General features: G+C 59.5%; 17 protein-coding genes. 16 read left to right on the top strand and 1 reads right to left on the bottom strand.

What is annotated here, in order from left to right:
- From AC3RLQ_RS26235 to AC3RLQ_RS26190, 10 genes are all read left to right on the top strand, one after another.
- The gene (locus tag AC3RLQ_RS26235) at positions 1-1,329 is read left to right on the top strand and encodes an exo-alpha-sialidase (RefSeq protein WP_493031635.1); all 1,329 of its coding nucleotides are present in this window, start codon (positions 1-3) and stop codon (positions 1,327-1,329) included.
- Positions 1,330-1,344: 15 nt separating this feature from the next.
- Positions 1,345-2,625 carry a hypothetical protein gene (locus AC3RLQ_RS26230; RefSeq protein WP_493031634.1) on the top strand — a complete coding sequence of 427 codons (1,281 nt, stop codon included), beginning with the start codon at positions 1,345-1,347 and terminating at the stop codon, positions 2,623-2,625.
- Positions 2,626-2,650: 25 nt separating this feature from the next.
- Positions 2,651-3,325 (top strand): 3-keto-alpha-glucoside-1,2-lyase-like domain-containing protein, encoded by a 675-nt coding sequence (locus AC3RLQ_RS26225; RefSeq protein ID WP_493031633.1) that lies wholly within the window; start codon positions 2,651-2,653, stop codon positions 3,323-3,325.
- Positions 3,322-4,485 (top strand): sialidase family protein, encoded by a 1,164-nt coding sequence (locus AC3RLQ_RS26220; protein WP_493031632.1) that lies wholly within the window; start codon positions 3,322-3,324, stop codon positions 4,483-4,485. The genes AC3RLQ_RS26225 and AC3RLQ_RS26220 overlap by 4 nt, the downstream gene beginning before the upstream one ends.
- A 148-nt stretch (positions 4,486-4,633) precedes the next feature.
- Complete coding sequence (locus AC3RLQ_RS26215) at positions 4,634-5,641, top strand: alpha/beta hydrolase fold domain-containing protein (RefSeq protein ID WP_493031631.1); 1,008 nt, start codon at positions 4,634-4,636, stop codon at positions 5,639-5,641.
- A gap of 115 nt (positions 5,642-5,756) precedes the next feature.
- Positions 5,757-7,964, top strand: a complete 2,208-nt coding sequence (locus AC3RLQ_RS26210; RefSeq protein WP_493031630.1) for an RICIN domain-containing protein — start codon at positions 5,757-5,759, stop codon at positions 7,962-7,964.
- A 58-nt stretch (positions 7,965-8,022) separates the two neighbouring features.
- On the top strand, positions 8,023-9,264 hold the full coding sequence (locus AC3RLQ_RS26205) for a sialidase family protein (protein ID WP_493031629.1): 1,242 nt from the start codon (positions 8,023-8,025) through the stop codon (positions 9,262-9,264).
- A 28-nt stretch (positions 9,265-9,292) separates the two neighbouring features.
- Positions 9,293-11,338 carry an SUMF1/EgtB/PvdO family nonheme iron enzyme gene (locus tag AC3RLQ_RS26200; protein WP_493031628.1) on the top strand — a complete coding sequence of 682 codons (2,046 nt, stop codon included), beginning with the start codon at positions 9,293-9,295 and terminating at the stop codon, positions 11,336-11,338.
- 120 nt (positions 11,339-11,458) lie between these two features.
- Positions 11,459-12,385, top strand: coding sequence for a DUF1186 domain-containing protein (locus AC3RLQ_RS26195; RefSeq protein WP_493031627.1), 927 nt, complete (start codon positions 11,459-11,461; stop codon positions 12,383-12,385).
- Positions 12,386-12,435: 50 nt separating this feature from the next.
- Positions 12,436-13,146: a RecQ family ATP-dependent DNA helicase gene (locus AC3RLQ_RS26190; RefSeq protein ID WP_493031626.1), complete on the top strand. Its 711-nt coding sequence runs from the start codon at positions 12,436-12,438 to the stop codon at positions 13,144-13,146.
- Between the two features lie 130 nt (positions 13,147-13,276).
- On the opposite strand, the gene AC3RLQ_RS26185 is transcribed toward AC3RLQ_RS26190, so the two are convergent.
- The gene (locus tag AC3RLQ_RS26185; RefSeq protein ID WP_493031625.1) at positions 13,277-14,497 is read right to left on the bottom strand and encodes an IS4 family transposase; all 1,221 of its coding nucleotides are present in this window, start codon (positions 14,495-14,497) and stop codon (positions 13,277-13,279) included.
- Between the two features lie 10 nt (positions 14,498-14,507).
- On the opposite strand from AC3RLQ_RS26185, the gene AC3RLQ_RS26180 reads away from it, so the two are divergent.
- The 6 genes from AC3RLQ_RS26180 to AC3RLQ_RS26155 all read left to right on the top strand — a co-directional run bounded on the left by AC3RLQ_RS26180 (position 14,508) and on the right by AC3RLQ_RS26155 (position 19,883).
- Positions 14,508-16,100, top strand: a complete 1,593-nt coding sequence (locus AC3RLQ_RS26180) for a RecQ family ATP-dependent DNA helicase (protein WP_493031624.1) — start codon at positions 14,508-14,510, stop codon at positions 16,098-16,100.
- A 34-nt stretch (positions 16,101-16,134) separates the two neighbouring features.
- Positions 16,135-16,908, top strand: coding sequence for an alpha/beta hydrolase family protein (locus AC3RLQ_RS26175; RefSeq protein WP_493031623.1), 774 nt, complete (start codon positions 16,135-16,137; stop codon positions 16,906-16,908).
- An 85-nt stretch (positions 16,909-16,993) separates the two neighbouring features.
- Positions 16,994-17,557 carry a protein tyrosine phosphatase family protein gene (locus tag AC3RLQ_RS26170; protein WP_493031622.1) on the top strand — a complete coding sequence of 188 codons (564 nt, stop codon included), beginning with the start codon at positions 16,994-16,996 and terminating at the stop codon, positions 17,555-17,557.
- Positions 17,558-17,821: 264 nt separating this feature from the next.
- Positions 17,822-18,586, top strand: coding sequence for a DUF2334 domain-containing protein (locus tag AC3RLQ_RS26165; RefSeq protein ID WP_493031621.1), 765 nt, complete (start codon positions 17,822-17,824; stop codon positions 18,584-18,586).
- Positions 18,583-19,443 carry a hypothetical protein gene (locus AC3RLQ_RS26160; protein WP_493031620.1) on the top strand — a complete coding sequence of 287 codons (861 nt, stop codon included), beginning with the start codon at positions 18,583-18,585 and terminating at the stop codon, positions 19,441-19,443. Before AC3RLQ_RS26165 ends, AC3RLQ_RS26160 begins: the two co-directional genes overlap by 4 nt.
- On the top strand, positions 19,440-19,883 hold the full coding sequence (locus AC3RLQ_RS26155; RefSeq protein ID WP_493031619.1) for a nuclear transport factor 2 family protein: 444 nt from the start codon (positions 19,440-19,442) through the stop codon (positions 19,881-19,883). The genes AC3RLQ_RS26160 and AC3RLQ_RS26155 overlap by 4 nt, the downstream gene beginning before the upstream one ends.
- Positions 19,884-19,888 lie beyond the last annotated feature (5 nt).

Genomic DNA, 19,888 nt, shown 5'->3' with positions numbered 1-19,888 from the left:
ATGAAATCTACTTCACTGCTCTGCCTCGCATCTGCCCTGATGTTTACATGCCATCTTTCCGCGCAGATCGCGGGAGGATTCAGCGCTGTTTCACCCACGGACAAGGAGGCGGTGGCGGCGGCTGAGTTCGCGGTGAAAGCTCATGATCCGAAGCTCAAGCTGCAGGGCATTGAGAGCGGGGAGAGGCAGGTAGTGGCGGGGATGAACTACAAGCTGGTGCTCAATGTGACAGATGCAGACGCCGCACGTCAGGCCGCTGTGGTGGTGTGGCATAAGCTTGATAAGAGCCGTGAGCTGACTGCATGGGAGTGGCTGAAGGCCAAGGAGGCGCAGCCAGGGATTTTGAAGTCCGAATTCATTTATGATACCGGGCCTTATCCCTCGGTTCATGCCACGACGATTGTCGAAACGCCGACGGGGCTGGTTTCGGCGTGGTTTGGGGGCACGGCGGAGAAGAATCCGGATGTGTGCATCTGGGTGTCCAGACTGGTGGACGGGAAGTGGACGGAGAGTGTGGAGACGGCGAATGGCGTCCAGGCGAATGGCACGCGGCATCCGACGTGGAACCCAGTGCTGTTTCAGCCACGCAACGCGCCGCTGATGTTGTTTTACAAGGTGGGTCCTTCGCCCAGCACGTGGTGGGGAGAGCTCAAAACTTCCAAGGATGGCGGCAAGACGTGGTCGGCGGCGCAGAAACTGCCCGAGGGCATCTATGGGCCGATCAAAAACAAGCCGGTACAACTGCCTAGCGGGGACATCCTCTGCCCAACGAGCAATGAAACGGACAAGAAGCCGAGCGCGTGGGCCATCTACTTTGAGCGCACTTCGGATCTGGGCAAAACCTGGGAGCGCACGAAGCTGCTGCATGATGGGCTGGCTATAAGCGCGATTCAGCCGAGCATCCTTGCTCTGGGTGGCGACAAACTCCAGGCGGTGGGCCGCACGCGGCAGGGCAAGGTGTTTCAAATTTTCTCTGAGGATGCAGGGCGCACGTGGGGTGAGATATCGCTGACGGAACTGCCGAATCCTAACTCCGGCACGGATGCGGTCACGCTGAAGGATGGAAGGCACCTGCTGATCTACAATCATACGGCCAAAGGGCGCAGTCCGCTGAATCTTGCTGTCAGCAAGGATGGCAAGGTGTGGGAGGCGGCGCTGGTGCTGGAAGATGAGCCAAAGAGAGAATTCAGCTATCCGGCGATCATTCAGACGAGCGATGGACTCGTCCACATCACCTACACGTGGAAGCGCCAGAAGGCGAAGCACGTGGTCATTGATCCCGCCAAGCTTGTGCTGAAACCCATCGTGAACGGCCAGTGGCCGAAATGATTCACCGCTGACGACATGCAACAGCACCTGTTTCTTTTCTTCATCCTTGCGGCGGTCGTTGCGATCCACGCACCCGCACAGGAACTGGCGTCATCGGCTGATGCGAAGGTCGCCAGCCAGATTGGCCAGGCCTGGGATGTGGCGTGGAGCCGGTTTTATCTCTCCAAAGTACAGACCTTTGGGGATTACTTGAGCAGCTACGAAAAGGGCAAAGAGCAGGCGCATCTGCCGACTGCGGAAGAGGTCAAGCGCCAGTATCCCAATCCCTGTGGCTACAGCACGGGCATGGAGGACGGTGCGATTCTTGGTGGTGCCATGCTGAGCGTGCTGTGTGATCGTTTTGCGGTGACTCGCGATGAAACGCTGCGCGAGAAGGCGGCCGGTGTTTTCGCCGGGCTGAAGCGCTGCGCCACGGTGCATGGCGTGCGCGGATTTGTGGCACGCAATGTGTGCCCGGAAGATGGCAAGAGTGTTTACATCAACTCCTCCCGCGATCAGGTGACCCACTTTGTGCATGGACTGTGGCAGTATTACCACAGTCCTCTGCCGGATGAAGATACGAAGCTGCAAGTGCGCGCCGTTCTCGCGGATGTGGCGGAGCGCATGATCAAGTTCGTCACACCCGAGAACGACTTTGATTTCTGCCGCGCCGATGGTGAGCGCTGCCCGCTGGGCATCTGCCGGATGTGGAATGTGCAGGCACATGAAGCGGCGCGGCTGCCGATGATCTATGCAGCGGCATGGGATGTGACGCGTGAGGAGCGGTATCGCAAAGAATGGCGGCGCTATGCGGCGGATGCGATCGCGCAATCGGCAAACCCTGGAGAGAACAAGCCAGCCTATGCACTGCTGCAGATGCAGTGCTCGCTGGAGGTGCTGCATGAGCTGGAACCGGATGCCGAGCTGAAGGCGACGATCCATGAGCGAATGACTCATGTGCGCGATCTTGCGGCAAAACGCTTCACCAGCGTGATCTCGCAGATTGCCAAAAAGAGTCCTGAAGAGATGAAGATGCTGGGGCCTGACTGGCGCCATGTCTCTGTGTGGAAGAATCAGAAGGGCTATCCCAATCCGCAGTGGGGTCCGTATCGGGAAATCTGGCACATCACACGAGAGGCCGGCGAGTCGGCGCTGATTTTGCTGATGGTTGATCCGACTTCAGTCTCTGCGGCGCAACAGTCTTCCTTGGCAGGACTGATCCGGGGCTTTGACTACGAGCATAATTCCAGCTGCGGCATCATCTACCATCTGGCGGCCTACTGGAAGGCGCGCCGCAATCATCTGCTGGGGCCTTGATATGATTTTGCTTCGATCACTCAACATGAAATATATCTCTTTGTTCATCGCCCTTCTGGGCATGCAGCAGGCTGCTGCTGAAACACCCACGCCGCCTGCCACTCAGATCTGCAAGACGAAGCAGTTGATCGCCGCCGAGAAGTTTGACCGACCCGAGTCTTTTGCCAAGGAACGGCAGCCGGGCATGGATGGCTGGCGGGCGGGCATTGGCACCTGGAGCATCGTGGATGGTGCGGCGTATGCGACGCAGGAAGGGCCGAGCAAAAACCGACCCAACGGCCATGAGGCCGTGTGCGAGCATCTGGTGGATCTTGGCGATTATGTGCTGAGCGGCGAGTTCAAGCTGGGTGCCTCGCCGCAAGTGGGATTCGTCTGCCGTGACACGAACAAGCCTAATCATCATCAGGGACGTGTGGTCATCACGCCCACGGCCATCTGGATTCAGAAGATGAGCGGCATCGCCAAGGAAACGCGTCGCGAGGAATTGACGAAGATTGAAGTGAAGCTCGATCCGACGACCTGGCATCGTTTCACCGTGGAAGTCTGCGGTGACCGCTGGTTTGCACGCATTGATGATCATACTCTGGAGGCCAGGCATGAGCGCTTCAAGGACCGCAAAGGCCGCATCGGCATGGTGGCTCGTGGCGAGGGCGCGCAGTTCCGCAATCTCAGCCTCTGGAGTGCAGAACCCAAACCATGAAAATCACCCGTCCACTGATCTTCACGCTGGCTCTGGCTTCATGCGCTGCTCTGGCCAAAGACGATGCCAAGCTCGAAATTGCTGGTGATAAAACGTCGAAAGCGGATGCGCCGAAGCTGAAGCCTGCCACGCAGGAAAACGTCATCGTTTACAAGGAGCCTGGACGTTACGGCGGCTGGCCGGCGAATCATGGGCTGTGGCAGTGGGGTGATGAGCTGGTGGCGGGCTTTACCTCGACTTGGTACAAGCAGACGACGACGGATCACCGCATCGACCGCATGAAGCCGAGCTACGAGATCCAGGCGCGCAGTGTGGATGGTGGCAAGACGTGGAAGACGGAGGAGAATGTGCCCTTCAAAGATCCGAAGAATGAAGCGAAGCCTGCGCCGCTGACGGTGCCGCTGGATTTCACCGCGCCGGACTTTGCGCTGATGTTTCGCTTTGGGGGGCTGCATGCGGGGCCTTCGTGGTTTTACACGAGCCTGGACCGCTGCAAGACTTGGCAGGGGCCGTATTCGTTTGTGGTGGAAGGTGTGGACCGCATCTGCACACGCACGGATCTGATTGTTTTGGGCAAGCAGGACTGCCTGATGTTTGGGAGTTGTGCGAAGCAGAATGATGGGAAGGAAGGGCGTGTCTTCTGTGCGCGCACCACGGATGGTGGAGTGAGCTGGAAGCTAGTGTCGCTGATCGGGCCGGAGCCGATGGAGGGCGGGTATGCGATCATGCCGTCGTCGTTGAAGCTGAAGGATGGGACGCTTTTGACGACGATCCGGCGTTCTGATCCGAAGGTGTCAGGCTTCATCGAAGCGTGGCGCAGCAGCGATCTGGGCAAGACGTGGACTTTCACTGGCAAGGCGGCGACAGGCATTGGAGGAAATCCGCCGGCGCTGGTGCAGCTGCATGATGGGCGCGTGGCGGTGACGTATGGGTTTCGGCACAAGCCTTCGGGGATGCGGGCGAGCATCAGCGCGGATGGCGGCGTGACCTGGGGGCCGCAGATTGTGCTGCGTGAGGATGGTTATGACGGCGACCTGGGGTATCCGCGCAGTCTGGTGCGGCCGGATGGCCGGGTGCTGACGGTGTATTATTTCAACGGACCGAAGGAAGATGACCGGGTGATTGAGGGGACGTTTTGGAAGGCACCCGTGGGGGAGTGAGAGAGAGGTTTGCTGTTGTTGGTCAAAACCGGATGGAAGCCGCACTCGGTGAGTGCGGGCCACTCCGCGCCGGGCAGGGCGGCAGGTTTTGGAGATTCGGCCGCTTTTCCGCTAGGAGGAGCGGTGTGGAGCGTTTGAGGTAGCACTCATGAACTCTTGTTTTCACTCTCTGTTTTCCTGCCGTGTGATGGCCGCAGCCTGTGCTGCTTTGCTGGTGTGTGACTCTGCCTTTGCGCAGGGCAAGGCACCGGGCCTGCCGCCGGGGATCAAGATGGAGAAAGACATCTCCTACATTCCGGACGGGGATGAGGCGCAGAAGCTGGACCTGTACCTACCTGAGACCGCCACGGAAAAACCTCTGCCGCTGGTGGTGCACATCCATGGCGGCGGCTGGATGGGCGGGAGCAAATTCCCATGTGCCGTGGCAGCCATGGCGCTGCGGGGCTATGCGGTGGCGAGCGTGGAATATCGATTCAGCCAGAAGGCCAAATTTCCGGCGCAGATCCAGGACTGCCAGGCGGCGATCCGCTGGCTGCGGGCGCATGCGAAGGAGTACAACTTAGACACGGAACATGTCGGTGTGGTGGGGGGATCTGCGGGCGGGCATTTGTCCGCACTGGTGGGCACGGCGGGCGGGAAGAACGCCTTCCCCAAGATCGGTGGGAATGAGGAGCAGTCTGATCGCGTGCAGGCGGTGTGCGACATCTTTGGCCCGTCTGACTTCAGCACGGTGGTGCAGCAGGCGGCGGATGACAAGAACGTGAAGAACATCTTTGAGTTTAACACGCCGAAAGACCCGTATTCGGAACTGATCGGCACGAAGCTGGACGACAAGCCGAAGGCGGAGGCGGTGAGTCCGGTGCATTATGTGAGCAAGGACAACCCGCCGTTTGTCATTCTGCACGGAACGCATGACACGCTGGTGCCCTATGCACAGAGCGAGGAGCTGGCGGCGGCGCTGAAGGAGAAGGGCGTGGCTGTGTGGCTGCAAAAACTGCCGGGAGCCGGGCATGGCGGACCGGGGTTTGGCAAGCCGGCGGTGGTGCAGCTCATGCAGAATTTTTTCGACAAGTTCCTGAAGGGTGCTGAGGTGCAGATCACGCTGGTGCCGGAGGCGGAGGTGACGGTGAAGCCGACGAAGCCTGTGGTGAAGTAAGCGGGCAAAAGCAAGGCCGACGAAAAAGACTGAAACCACTGAAGATAGACCATTTTCGAGGGAATGAATGCGGCAGGCTCCGCGTTTCATCCCCTCTTTTTCACTCCCCTCTCCCATGATGTCTCTTGCAACACTTCGCCGCTCGTTTCTGGCAGCAGCCCTTGGTTTAACCACCCCTCTTTGCGCAGAAGACTGGGGAGCGTATGTCATGGTGCCGGTGAGCGCGCCAGCGATGGTGCTGGAGGCGGTGGACGCGGGAACGACGGAGGGGACGCGGGTGTCGATCGGGAATCCGGCGGGCAAGCCGAACCAGAAGTGGGTGATCGTGCCGAAGGGTGATGGATTTTATGCCATCAAGCCGGCCTACAGCAGCACGCTGACACTGGCGGCGGACAAGGGCGGAGTGAAGAATGGGACGGGCATTGTGCTGGAGGCGGACAGCGGCAAGGACTGGCAGCTGTGGCAGATCAAGAAGAACGAGGCGGGATCATACTCGATCATTCCGAAGCATGCACCGACGCAGGGGATGGATGATCTGGGTGGAAAGAAGGAGCCGGGAGCGAAGATCGATCTGTGGCAGCACCATCCAAATGACCAGCATTTGCAGTGGCAGATCAAACCGCTGGCGGGGAGTGCCATTGCGGGAAATGAGGCTGTGGCCGCAGCGCCGACTTATGTGCCGCCGGTGATCAAGCCGGAGGAGATTCTGCCGGGGACGATCAAGCAGACGCAGTTTAACCAGAGCAAGGTTTTCCCGGGGACGGTGAGGGATGTGACGGTTTTTATCCCGGCGCAGTATGATGGCAGCAAGCCTGCGTGTGTGTATGTGAAGACAGATGGCTACAATGCGCGGGAGAAGATTTTCATGGAGACGCTGATCGCCACGAAGGAGATGCCGGTGACAATCGGGGTGTTTGTGAAGCCGGGCTCGCTGCCTGCGCCGATGAAGGGCACGCTGGACAGGCGCAACCGTGATCTGGAGTATGATGGGGTGGGTGATGAGAATGTGCGATTCCTCAATGATGAGCTGCTGCCGTTTGTGGCGAAGGAGTTCAACCTGAAGCTGTCCACCGATGGCAATGACCGGTGCATCTCGGGTGGGAGCAGCGGTGGCATTGCAGCTTTCACGGCGGCGTGGCACCGGCCTGAGGCCTTCAGCCGGGTGTATGCGGCGAGTGGAAGCTGGGTGGCATTTCGGGGCGGGCATGAGTTTCCGACGATGGTACGCAAATTTGAAGCGAAGCCGATCCGCGCGTATTTGACCACGGCGACGCATGACATGGAGAACTGCGCGGGAGACTGGTATCTGCTGGATCTGGAGATGGACAAGGCGCTGAAGTTTTCGGGGTATGACTACCAGTTTCGCAGCATCGAAGGACGCCACGTGGCGGGCTATGCGGAGAACTATCTGGAGGCGATGGCCTTTCTGTGGAAGGGCTGGCCTGAGCGCGTGAAGGCGGGGCCGAGCGCGCCGCGTGCGCAGGAGGTGATCATCCCAGGCGAAGGGTGGGAGCTGCTAGCGGAGGGCTTTAAGAGCACACGCGGGCCGACGTGCAGCGAGAGCGGCGAGGTGTTTTTTGCGGACACGTCGAACAACAAGATTCACCGGATCGGGCTGGATGGGAAGGTGAGCGAATTTGTGGGTGATACGAATGCGCACTGCGTGACGATGGGCGCGGACGGGAAGCTTTACACGATCTCCGAGAAGTCAGGGAAGCTGATGAGCTTTGATGCGAATGGTGCGGGCGACGTGGTGATGGAGGACATTCTGGGGCACTCGATTCTGGCGATGCCTAACGGCGGGCTGTATGTGACGACCAATGGTGACAAGCCGAGGGAGGAAGGGACCGTGTGGTATATCAAAGACGGCAAGAAGACGCTGGTGGACAAGGGGATCAAATTTGCGACGGGGATGGCGTACCGGCCGGATCAGTGGCTGCTGACTGTGGCTGAAGGGCACTCGAAGTGGGCCTATAGCTATCAGATTGCTGAGGATGGGACGCTCAAAAACAAGGAGCGCTTTTTCCACCTGCATGTGGCGGATTGGGAAGATGACGCGGGGCCTGAGTGTGTGTGCTATTCGATCGAGGGACGGCAGTTCATTGCGACGAAGAGCGGGGTGCAGATCAGCGCGGACGATGGGCCGACGCAGATCATTCTGCCGGTGCCGGATCGGAGCCGTGTGACGGCGGTGGCGATCGGCGGGAAGGACAAGGACACGCTGTATGCCTTCTGCGGGAACAAGATCTGGAAGCGCAAAATTTTGCAGCATGCGATGGGGGCATGGAGTCCGTGGACGAAGATGACGGGATCGAAACTGTGACCTGCCCCAGACTCAGCCTTCAGTGTTACCCGCAGAATATCCATTTCCCCTTACGCCGATGAAACACGCCACGCTGCTGTTTGCACTGCTGCCAATGCTGGTCTCCGCCGAACCGACGAAGTCCACCTCATTTTCACCGGATGCATTTGGCATCACCGCACGGACGCTGCCGGTAATCAAAGTGGATCCTGGTCCAAGATATTTCCCGCGCCTGAGGATGTGGCAGGGGATTCCCAGCATTGAGCGCACCGCGAAAGGCCGTCTGTGGGCCACGTGGTATGCGGGCCCGCTGAGTGAGGGGAGCAGTGGAAATTACGCCCTCCTCGTCACCAGTGGCGATGACGGCCGCACGTGGTCAGATCCAGTCGCAGTCTATGACCCCACGAGTTTCTTTGATGGCAGCACGGGCGATCCGCATGTGTGGATTGATCCCCAGGGGCGACTCTGGTGGTTTGTGTTTCGCATTTTGAAGGTCAAACACGCCGATGGCATCCGCTCGGAGTGGGGTTTCTGCTGTGAGAACCCTGACGAACCGATGCCCAAATGGAATGCGCCGGTGCTGGCGGGCTTCGGGCTGGGGCTCAACAAACCCACCGTTCTTTCCAATGGTGACTGGCTGCGGCCCATCGACAACAGCCAGGAAACCAAGCAAGGGACGCGCACGCAGTTTTATGTGTCGCATGATCAGGGAAAGAGCTTCGACTTCCTTTCGAAGCTCAGCATCAAGGATGTGTCGTTTGCCGAGCACATGGCGGTGGAACGCAAGGACGGCAGCCTCATGATGATGGCGCGGACGACCTATGGCATCGCACAGGCGGAGTCGTTTGATCATGGAGCGACGTGGGTGAATGAGGGGCCGTTTACCAAGGAGCGCGGCGTGAACACGCGCTTCTTTTTGCGCAAGCTGAAGTCCGGCGCGCTGCTGCTGGTGGTGAATGATGTTCCGCACGGGCGTGACCGCATGACGGCGATGCTTTCCGAGGACGACGGTAAAACGTGGCCGCACAAGCTGATGCTGGATGAGCGGCAGCGGGTGAGCTACCCGGATGGCACTGAAGGCGCGAACGGTTTTATTTACGTGACCTATGACCGGGGACGGTATGAAAAGGACGAACAGGAGATTCTTTTCGCCAAGTTCACCGAGGCGGACATCAAGGCGGGAAAGATCGTGATCGAGGGCAGCAAGCTCAAGCAGATGATCAACCGACTGGCCGACTCTGAAGGCGGGGTGCACAAATCCCGCGAGCCGCAGCTGATGGAGGAGGCGTTTGAGAAGAGCCGTGGCGCGCCGAAGCCGTGAAATGAATCCCCACACACCCTAAAGAGACATGACTTTTCAAACATCCGCCTGCCTCGCCGCCACCCTGCTGAGCGCCATCAGCGGCTTCGCCGCCGAGACCATCACCAACTCAATAGGCATGAAGTTCGTTCGCATCGAGCCGGGTTCATTTACCATGGGTCAGGATGGACCGGCAGCGGATTATAAGATCACGAAGCATCCGGCGAAATTTGATGATGCGGACTGGGATGAGAAACCTGCGCATCGGGTCACGATCACGCAGGCGTTTCATTTGGGTGTGACTGAAGTGACGCTGGCGCAGTATCGACAGTTCAAGCCGGCGTTTCGTCAGGGCAGTGGTAAGGATGATGATGCGCTGAGCGGAGTGAGCTGGGATCAGGCGCAGGAGTTTTGTGAATGGCTGTCCAAGAAGGAGGGGAAGACGTACCGACTGCCGACTGAAGCGGAGTGGGAGTACGCCTGCCGCGCGGGCACGACGACGCTGTTTTACACGGGTGATGCGCTGCCTGAGGGCTTTCAACCATGGCCCGACAAGGCAGGAGTCCGTGCGCGGTTCTTTGCTGATGCACCACTGCCGAAGGAGTACCGCGATGAGAAGAGACTCAATCTGCAGGTGGCGCAATCAGCGCCGAACCCGTGGGGGCTGTACGACATGCACAGCAATGTGGCCGAGTGGTGCCAGGACTGGTATGGGCCATATGAAGCCGGTGAGCAGGCCGATCCTCTGGGCCGAAGTGCGGGTGATTTCCACGTGATTCGCGGCGGGCATCATTCGATGTTTGCAAGACTGCTGCGTTCCGCGAACCGCACCGCCTGGCTGCCGCAGACGAAGACAGACAAGGTGGGGTTTCGGGTGGTGCTGGGCGATCTGCCAGCTGGGAAAATGCTACCTGCAGCCACTCCTCCTTTGAATGCGCAAAACGTGCAGCAGGGGGTGCTCAAGCATGACATGCCGGGCCCCAATGAGCCGCCGTTTTTTGCCGCACCGAAGCCGTATGTAAAGATCGCGCCGAATTCGTTTGGGCCTTTGTTTTCCGCGCACAACCACAGCCCGGGCATCGCCGAATGCCCGAACGGCGATCTGCTCGCGGTGTGGTATTCCTGCGTGGATGAAGGTGGCAGCGAGCTTTGCAACGTGGCGAGCCGTCTGCGCCGAGGCACGAACGAATGGGAGCCGGCATCACCTTTTTGGGATGGTGCAGACGTGAATGACCATGGCCCGAAGATTTGGTGGGATGGGAAGGCAACGCTGTATCACTTTGCGCGTGGCCGGGATGAGAATCTTGTGCGCACCTCCACTGATAATGGTGCGACTTGGAGCAAGGCGTTGATCATGCAGCCGGTGGGCGAGTTTGGGAATCAACCGATCCGTCTCGCGGATGGCACGCTGGTCATCACTAATGACTCACGGCAGTGCAGTCTTGTCTTCAGCCATGATGATGGCAAGACGTGGGCGTTTAATGATGTGAAACAACGGCCGAGTGACTTTCGGCCCGGTGGCACGGGGTTTCGTCATCCGGGGATTCATGCGCCGATTGTCCAACTTGGTGATGGCAGGATCATGGCTTTCAGCAGGAATGATCCGCCTGAGGATCAGGCGAAGTTTGATCTCAAAACGCCGATCAGCTACAGCAGTGATCTGGGCAAGACGTGGACCTACGCCGCGAGTGAGTTTCCTGCCATCAGCAGTGTGCAGCGTGCTGCGATGATCCGGCTGAGAGAAGGCGGCATCCTGCTGTGCAGTTTCACCGATCAATGGAGAGACTGGAAAAACAGGAAGGGCATGAAATTTCAATCGAAGGCAGGCGAGTTCACCGGCTATGGCCTGTTTGCCGCGGTGTCTTTTGATGAGGGCAAGACATGGCCGGTGAGGAAGCTGATCACACCGGGAGGGAAGGAACAGAGCATCAACGGCATTGACCGTGTCATGTTCGTCATGAGTGACACGATGGCGGAGCCCTGCGGGTATCTTTCCGCCACGCAGACGCGGGATGGCAATGTCCAGCTCATCACGAGCAAGAATCATTATGTTTTTAATCTGGCGTGGCTGAAGGCATTGCCTGACAGGCCTTGAAGACGAAATTGGCGTCTTCTTTAACGGCCTGCATGGAACGGGTGGAATCTTGCTTGAGGCAACTGTCTGCTTGCGTGAGAGAGTCTGCTTTAGACTTTTGCCGCCCACGTGCCAAAAACCATGCCCTTCTCCGACACACCTGCAGAACTGCTCATCCGCCTGGTGGATGCGCCTGATCATCCATATCCGCGAGACATCATCCAGGAGATGATCGACAGACAGGAGGAGATGACGCCTGCCCTGCTGGAGGTGCTGACAGATGCCACGCAGCGGCCCGAACATTACCTGAAAGGCGGCAACTGGAAGCTGGTGACGTTTGCCTCCTACCTGCTGGCGCAGTTTCGAGTGACGGCGGCCTTCAAGCCGCTGTGCACGCTGCTCGCGGGACCGGAAGACACGATCGACGAGCTCTTTGGAGACATGATCACAGGGGACATGGGCAACATTCTCGCCAGTGTGTATGACGGCGACGATGCCCCACTCCGAGCGCTGGTGGAAAATACCAAGGTGTATGAGTATGTGCGCGGGAGCAGCGCCACCTTATGCTACCAGTGCCTGCTGGTGGAGGGTAAAATCTCCCGCGAGGCTTTGGAAGCCTACGCGACAGAACTGCTTGGCGGCAAGCTGGGGCGCAAGCCTGGTGTCTTCTGGGACTGCTGGACCGTGCTATGCGCCGATCTCGGCTTTGCGAGCACGGTGCCGTTGATTCAAAAGGCGATCGACAAGAACCTGTGCGATCCGTGGTTCTATGGTTTGAAAGAACTCATCGAGTCTGCTGGCAACGGAGGCAATGAAGACTGGAAAGATTTCACAGGACTGATCGATGACACGATCCAGGAGACGTCCTGGTGGGCCACATGGGAGAAGCCTGATGAGCAAGAGGATGGGGATGAAGATGATGAGTTCGAAGATTGGGAGTCTCCCCTTCTGGACACCTACACTCCGGAATCGACAACTGTCGTCCGTGCGACACCGAAGGTGGGCCGCAATGATCCCTGCCCGTGCGGCTCGGGGAAAAAACATAAAAAGTGCTGTGGTGCTGTGTAGCTTCGACTGGCGCCGGGAGTGCAGCGGCTCAAACTGACGGTGCATCCGCCATGAGCCACGAACCCCTTGCCGCACTGCTGAAGAGAACCTTTGGCTACGACACCTTCCGCCCGCTGCAGCGGGAGATCATGGATGCCACGCTGGCGGGGCGGGATGTGGTGGCGATCCTGCCGACGGGCGCGGGGAAGTCCCTGTGCTTTCAACTGCCTGCGCTGGCGCGCGAGGGGATCACGCTGGTGATTTCGCCGCTGATCGCGCTGATGAAGGACCAGGTGGATGCGCTGGTGGCGAGCGGGGTGGCGGCGACGTTTATCAATTCATCGATTCAGGGCAGCGAGGCGCAGAGGCGGCGCTCGGGACTGGAGGAAGGGCACTACAAGCTGCTGTATGTGGCACCGGAGCGTGTGATGATGGCGGACTTTATCGGCGATCTGAAGCGCTGGAATGTCACCGCCGTCGCGGTGGATGAAGCGCACTGCATCAGCCAGTGGGGGCATGACTTCCGACCGGAGTATCGTGCGCTGGGGCAGCTGCGCGATGCGCTTCCGGGCGTGCCGTTTTTGGCGCTCACGGCCACAGCGACTGAGCAGGTGCGCGAGGACATCATCCGTCAGCTTCATCTGCATGAGCCGGAGGTTTTTCTGGCGAGCTTCAACCGCCCGAATCTGAGCTACACGGTGCTGCCGAAGGCGAAGGCGACGATACAGATTTATGATTTTGTGCGTCAGCGTCAGTACTGTTCGGCACGCGGTCTGCTATAGAGGGGTGAATGGAGCCAAGCATTTTTGAATTGAGGCGGCGGTGAAAGGGCCAGGGAGTGGGAGGTGGGCGACATCGTGGCATCCGGGCACGCGCAGCCCTGGCGCGCGCGCGCGCCTGCACTGCCCTTTGCTATGCGGGTTTCCAGTTGCTCAGCGTGCCATGCCGCGGCTTGCGCACCCGGGTGGCGCGCTGCACCTCAAGCCGCAGCGCCTCGGCAAGCTCCTCCTCGCTGGCCGTCTGCATCTGATGAAAGGCCAGCATCTCCAGCATGCGTTTGCTCGGCCGCCGTCCCAGCCTGCGCGTCAGCAGCACCGCGCAGATCAGCGCGGCATAGATCTGGATGGCCACGCCGTTTTCGCTCTCCGCAAACCAGTGCCGGCAGGGCAGCAGGCATTTGAGCCAGCGGAAAAATCCCTCCACCTCCCAGCGCTGCCGGTAGAGTCCGGCGAGCTCCCCGGCGCTGAGCTGTTCTGCCGTTTGATTGCTCACCAGCCATACGGGCTCCTCCATGTCCGGCCGGTCGACGACCACCAGGCGGAACGGGCCGCGCCTGCACAGGGCCCTCTCCCCGAGCATGACGCGCTCATCCCGGCAGACGCCGGCCTCAATGTCGCGCTGGCTTAGCGGCAGCTCCTGGAGCGTCTCCACCTTGACATGGTTCTGGCGCAGGCGCATGAGAAAGCCGCACCCGGCGCTCTCGAGCTCCTCGAGGTAGCGGTAGTTCATGCCGTAGTTGCGGTCGCCGATGTAGAACTCCCCGGCCTTGAGCTGCTGGCGCAGGGCTTTGCGCTCGCACAAAACCCCGTTGGAGGGCAGGCCGCCGGCAGGCAGGCCGTCGGCCAGGCGGTATTTGATGTGCAGGCGCACGGCGCGCTGGTCCTTGTACTGGCTGCGCCAGGTGGCCCAGTCCATGCGCGGGAGCACATACCACAAGGTGCTGTCGACCACGCGCAGCGCGGCGAGGTCCACGCCGCCGGGACCGGGCTGCGGGGGAAGGTCCGCCACCAGGCGCTCCAGCACGGCCTGGAGCAGCCGCGCATCAAAGAGGCTCTGCGCCTCCGAGAAGCTGCCCAGGCTTGCGGGCAGGGTGCCCAGGGAGCGTTGCGTGCGCTGCAGCCTGCTGGCCTGGCAGAGCCCGCGCATGGAGGTGATGACCGGGTTGAACAGGCCGAGCAAAAACAGCGAGAAGTAATCGCGCTGGTGGAGGGTGCGCCGCGGGTCGTGCTCGCTGCGGTGGGGCTGATGCAGCGGGCTGACCTCGTCGAGCACACGCTGGAACTGCTCGATGAGCTTCCAGTGCCGCAGCTGGGCGGCTTCAATCTTGGGGGCTGGGACTCGGGCTGCAGCCATCAGCAACTTCATGCCACCCTTCGCCCAAACGTACAGCAACGTTTTTGTCACATCACTCCACCTCAAACCCTGTGCCGAACACTATTGGCGTCAGCGTCCGAATGAGGCGGGCATTGTGTATGTGCAGTCGCGCAAGAGCGCGGAGAGCCTGGCGGCGGCGCTTTCTGCGGAGGGAGTGAAGGCGGTGGCCTACCATGCGGGATTGCAGCCGGAGGAGCGGGCTGCGAATCAAGAGGCCTTCATCCGTGATGAGGCGCATGTGGTGTGTGCCACGATCGCGTTTGGCATGGGCATCAACAAGCCTGACGTGCGCTATGTCATCCATGGGGATCTGCCGAAGAACATCGAAGGCTACTATCAGGAGACAGGCCGAGCCGGGCGCGACAGCCTGCCGAGCGAGTGCGTACTGCTGTACTCGCGCGGGGATCTGGTGCGAAACCTGAAGTTCCTCGATGAAATGACGGACGCGCAGGCGGCGGAGGTTGCGGCGCAGCAGATGCGAATGATGGCGGACTTTGCCGAAGGCACCGAATGCCGACGTGTTGCGCTGCTTGACTACTTCGGTGAGGAGTGGCCGGGCGACAACTGCGGCGGATGCGACAACTGCCTGCAGCCGCGCGAGACTTGGGATGCGACCACGCAGACGCAAAAGCTGCTGAGCTGCATCTTCCGCATCCGGCAGAAGAGCGGCTTTGGCACGGGGCTGAATCATGTCGTGGAAGTGCTCACCGGAGCGAACACGGAGAAGATCCGTAAATGGTATCATGATCAGCTCAGCACGTACGGCATCGGCAAGGACATGCCGCGTGATGAGTGGGCGGCGCTGGGACGGCAGCTTATCCGACTGGGCCACATTGAAGCGTCGGCGGATTCATTTCAGACGCTGAGCCTGTCAAAGAAGGGACTGGCCACGCTCATGAACCGCACGCCGGTCATGCTCACACGCGTGCCCGGGGCGGTGAAGACTGGCACGAGCGCGGGGAAGGTCGCGAAGGCGGGCAGCATCGCCTGTGACGAAGCGCTGTTTGAGGAACTGCGCGCGTTGCGCAAACGGCTTGCCGATGAGCGCGGGGTGCCGCCGTATGTGGTCTTTGGGGATGCCAGCCTGCGGCACATGTGCCGTCAGTATCCGCAAACAGAACAGAGTTTTTTAGCCATCCCTGGCGTGGGAAGTCAGAAGCTGGCCGACTATGGAGCGGCGTTTATGGGTGCAATCACCCAATGGCTGGGGACGCATGAGGCGCAGATTTTTGCCGAAGAGGCTCCGCCTCCGCCGCCACCCAAGATGAAGAGCGAGGATGGACTCACCGGCACGGTGCTGGAAACCCTGCGTCTGCACCGCCAGGGCCACAGCGCGGAAAAGATCGCCTCGCTGCGCAGCCTCGTGATCAGCACCATCCACAGTCATCTGGCCCAGGCCATTCAGCAGGGAGAGCTGAAGGCGGATCCGCGAGACTACTACACCGCCGAGGAAGAAGCTGAACTTCGCGCTGCAGCCGCCGAGCATGGGATGGAAAGCCTGGGCAAGCTGAAGGAAGCTCTCGGCAACCGCTTCGAATATCCCGTGCTGCATTACTTCCGGGCGTTTGAAACAAGGAAATAACAGGGAGCGCGAGCCCGATTCAATCATCCATCTCATGAACACCTGCTGCCTCCTCATTCTCACTGCCGGTCTGGCGGTCTCCGCCATCGCTCAAGAAGTTCTGCCCAAAACGGCGGAGGTTTTCGAAGTCGACGGACACAAGGCTTTTCTGTATGCGGCGCCCAAGCCCGCCGCAGGCAAGCCGTGGCTGTGGTATGCACCCACTTTGGGAGGTGTCTCGCTGTTTGGCCGGAAGATGTACTATGAGGCCTTCATGAAAGCGGGGATCAGCATTGCGGGCTACGATTTGGGGGAGGTTCGCGGCGCACCGGCAAGCACGGCGAAGTTTACGCTGTTTTATGAGGAGATGGTGAAACGTGGTTATTCCACGAAGCCGATTTTGCTGGGACAGAGCCGTGGCGGCATGATGACGCTGGCGTGGGCGTTTCGGCATCCTGAGAAAGTGCGCGCATGGGTGGGGATCTATCCCGTGTGCAATCTCGCAAGCTGGCCGCTGAAGAATTCCAAGGCGCAGACGCTGACTGACTTTGGCATGCCGGAGAATGAGCTGGTGGCCAAGCTGAGTGAGTTTAATCCGGTGGATAATCTAAAAGGTCTGTTGGAGAAGAAGGTGCCGATGTTTGTGGTGCATGGGGACTCCGATGTGGTGGTGCCCTATGAGCTGAACACGGGACTTCTGAAGGAGCGGTATGAAGCGGGCGGTGGACAGATCAGCGTGAAGGTCATTCCTGGCGAAGGACACAAGGTGGGGCCCTCGTTTTTTGAGTGTCAGGAGCTGGTGGATTTTGTGCTGGCCCATTCGAAGTAGTGTTGCGGGCTGCCCGGAGAACCTCTTGCAAGAGGCAGGGACAATGTGACATTTGGCAAAACTGCTAATTCACACTTCGACCACAATGTCCAACCTGAAGCTGTTTGGTCTGACCATGGTGTGCACCATGGCCGTGGGACTTGGGTACTTTTACCTAAAACACAGCCAAGAAGAGAGCCTGAAGCCAAAGCTCACCGAGATCACGAACGGGGTGTTTCTCACTTCGCAATTAAAGCCCAGCAGCATGCGCTATCTCAGACAACGGCAAATCAAAGCCGTCATCGACATGCGTCCTGATGGCGAGGCTGCGGATCAGCCGTCTTCAGAGCAGATGCGGCGGACGGCCGAGGCGATGAGCATGGAGTTTCACTACATTCCCGTTCCACACGAGGGGATTCCAAATGAGGCCGTGGATTCCCTGGAGTCAGCCTTGAAGACTGTGGAAGAGCCAGTGGTATTGTACTGCCGGACAGGCCGGCGAGCAGCGCGGCTGTTTGCACTGGCGAAGGCATCCCAGGGCGGAGGACCCAATGCGGATGAGATTCTTGGCCTGGTGCGTGCCACAGGCTTTGAAGCGGAGGACCTCGCCGGAGAAATCGCCCGACGGATCGCAAACCGGGGCAAGCCCCTGACAGGAGGAAAGCCATGATCCACCCCCCTCACATTTCCAGCGTGGTGCCAGATCCTGAGTGCCAACCTGCTGAGCCCCGCTCTCTCTCTGCAAGCACTGCGTGGCGATGGATCGCAAGGATCATTGTGGTCTCTTTAGGAATCTTGGCTGGCTTGGTGCTCTCGGTGATCATCGCAATCTCCATGGGTTTGATTCAAATCACCTGCTAGCCATCCGAACGCCAGTGAAACGTGTGACAGCGGAAAGAGATGACGAGGCTTATGATTCCGCTATTCTCAGCCCATGTTCCGCTTTTGCCTTCTCCTGCAAGCCAGCCTGTTCGCCACAACACTCAGCGCCGCCGAGCCGCAAATTATCCTGCTGAAACTGGACGATGTGATCGCGCGGCGTGTGGGGGCGAAGCCGGTGTCGGATCGGTGGCTGAAGGTGCATGACTACCTGAAGGAGAAGAACATCAAAGGCTCGTTTGGCATCATCACGGAGTCGCTGGAGAAGGACAATGCGATGTATTTTCAGTGGCTGAAGGATGTGCAGGCGGCCGGCTTGATCGAGTTCTGGATGCATGGGTATCACATGAAGACGGCCAGCGAACCGGGAGAGTTTGAGCATGGCACGGCGGAGGAGCAGCGGGCGATTTTGGCAAAGGGTGAGAAGCTGGCGAAGGAAAAGCTGGGCTTCACGCTGACGGCCTTTGGGCCGCACTGGAGCGGCACCACGGAGGCCACGGATGAAGCGATGCAGAAGGTGCCGGAGGTGACGATCTGGCTGTATGGACCTGAGAAGCCGAAGTATTACAGCCGGCTGAGCATCCCGCGGGTGATGGCGCTGGAGAATCCGACGTTTGTGCCCGATCTGGAGAAGTTCAAAACGTTCTACGAAGCCAAGGCTGCGAAGCGTGAGGTGCTGGTGCTACAGGGGCATCCTGATCAATGGGATGACAAGCGCTGGGCGGGATTCACGGGCATCATCGATTTCCTCAAAACGAAGAACGTTGAGTTCATGACACCCTCAGAGTATTTGAAAAAGACCCAGACCAAACAGCCATGAGATTTTTTTCACTGCTGGCCGCGTTTGCGCTGACTTCTGTTCATGCGGCTGAACCACCGAAACCGACGCATGCTGATGTGCCGTATGGTGCGCATGCGCATCAACTGATCGACATTCACCTGCCGCCGAAAGGGGACGGGCCGTTTCCGGTGCTGATGTGGTATGGCGGCATCTGGAAGGCATCCAAGCATGCGGTGGATGTGAACCGCTTCTTTCCGCATGGCATCGCGGTGATCGCCGTGGAGGTGAGGACGATGGAGGATGCGACGGCGGACAAGGTGAAGGAGCCGATCTCCTATGTGCTGGAGGATGCGCTGAGCGCGGTGAAATTTGTGCGGGAAAACGCTGCCAAGTATAAGCTGGATCCAGCGAGTATCGCGCTGGGCGGGGGCTCGCAGGGGGCGCTGCCGGCGCTGTATGTCGGCTGCACGGCCCCAGAGTTGGTGACCTGCATCGCTGCGTACCGGTGCCAGCCTTCGATTGATCCGAAGCGCATGCAGGAGTGGGTGCCTGGTGTGAAGTGGGGAGCCCCTGCGCTGGGCTGCTCCTTTGAGGAATCTTTGAAGCGGCGCGATGAGCTGCTGCCAGTGATCAAGAAGTGGTCGCCTGACTGGCTGCTGCACAAGAATGCGGCACCGATGTACTTTGAGAACGAGTGGGGGATGACGAAGCCGGAGGACATCACGCAGAACAACTACGATGTGCATTCCCCGGCATGGGCGGTGGGTTTTCAGAAGCTTGCGCTTGCAACGGGTGCCACCTGCCATGTGAAGTATCCGGGTCATCCCACCGATGGCTATGACGACATCTGGAATTTTATTGTGAAACAACTGACCGCTAAAACAACTGCCCCATGAAAACACTGCTCACTACCCTGATCTGCCTTGTCACTATCATCTCGTTTGCCGAAGAGGCGCCGCTGGCCGCTGTAAAGGCGGCGGATGATGCACGTGTGGCCGCGATGAAATCGCCCGACCGTGACAAGCTGAGCGCGATCTTCTCCGATGAACTGCGCTATGCGCACTCCTCCGGTGTGGTGGACACCAAGGCCTCGTTCATTGAGGCGCTGCTCAAAGGGACGACGAAGTATGAAGCGATCGATTATGTGGAGCGTGAGTTCACCTTCCCTGCACCGGGCATCGCGCTGATGACGGGGAGTGCCAAACTGAAGATTGGCACTCCAACGGGCATCATTGAACCCACACTGGCCTTCCTGGGTGTCTGGCGTCTCGAGGGAGGGCAGTGGCGCTTCCTGGCGTGGCAGTCGTGCAAGCTGACACCACCACCCGCGAAGTAATCTTT

The organism is Prosthecobacter sp. GW821-HT29F12, from assembly GCF_058803405.1.
The sequence above is the reverse complement of the archived record's forward strand: the minus strand, read 5'-3'. Positions and strand labels throughout refer to the sequence as shown.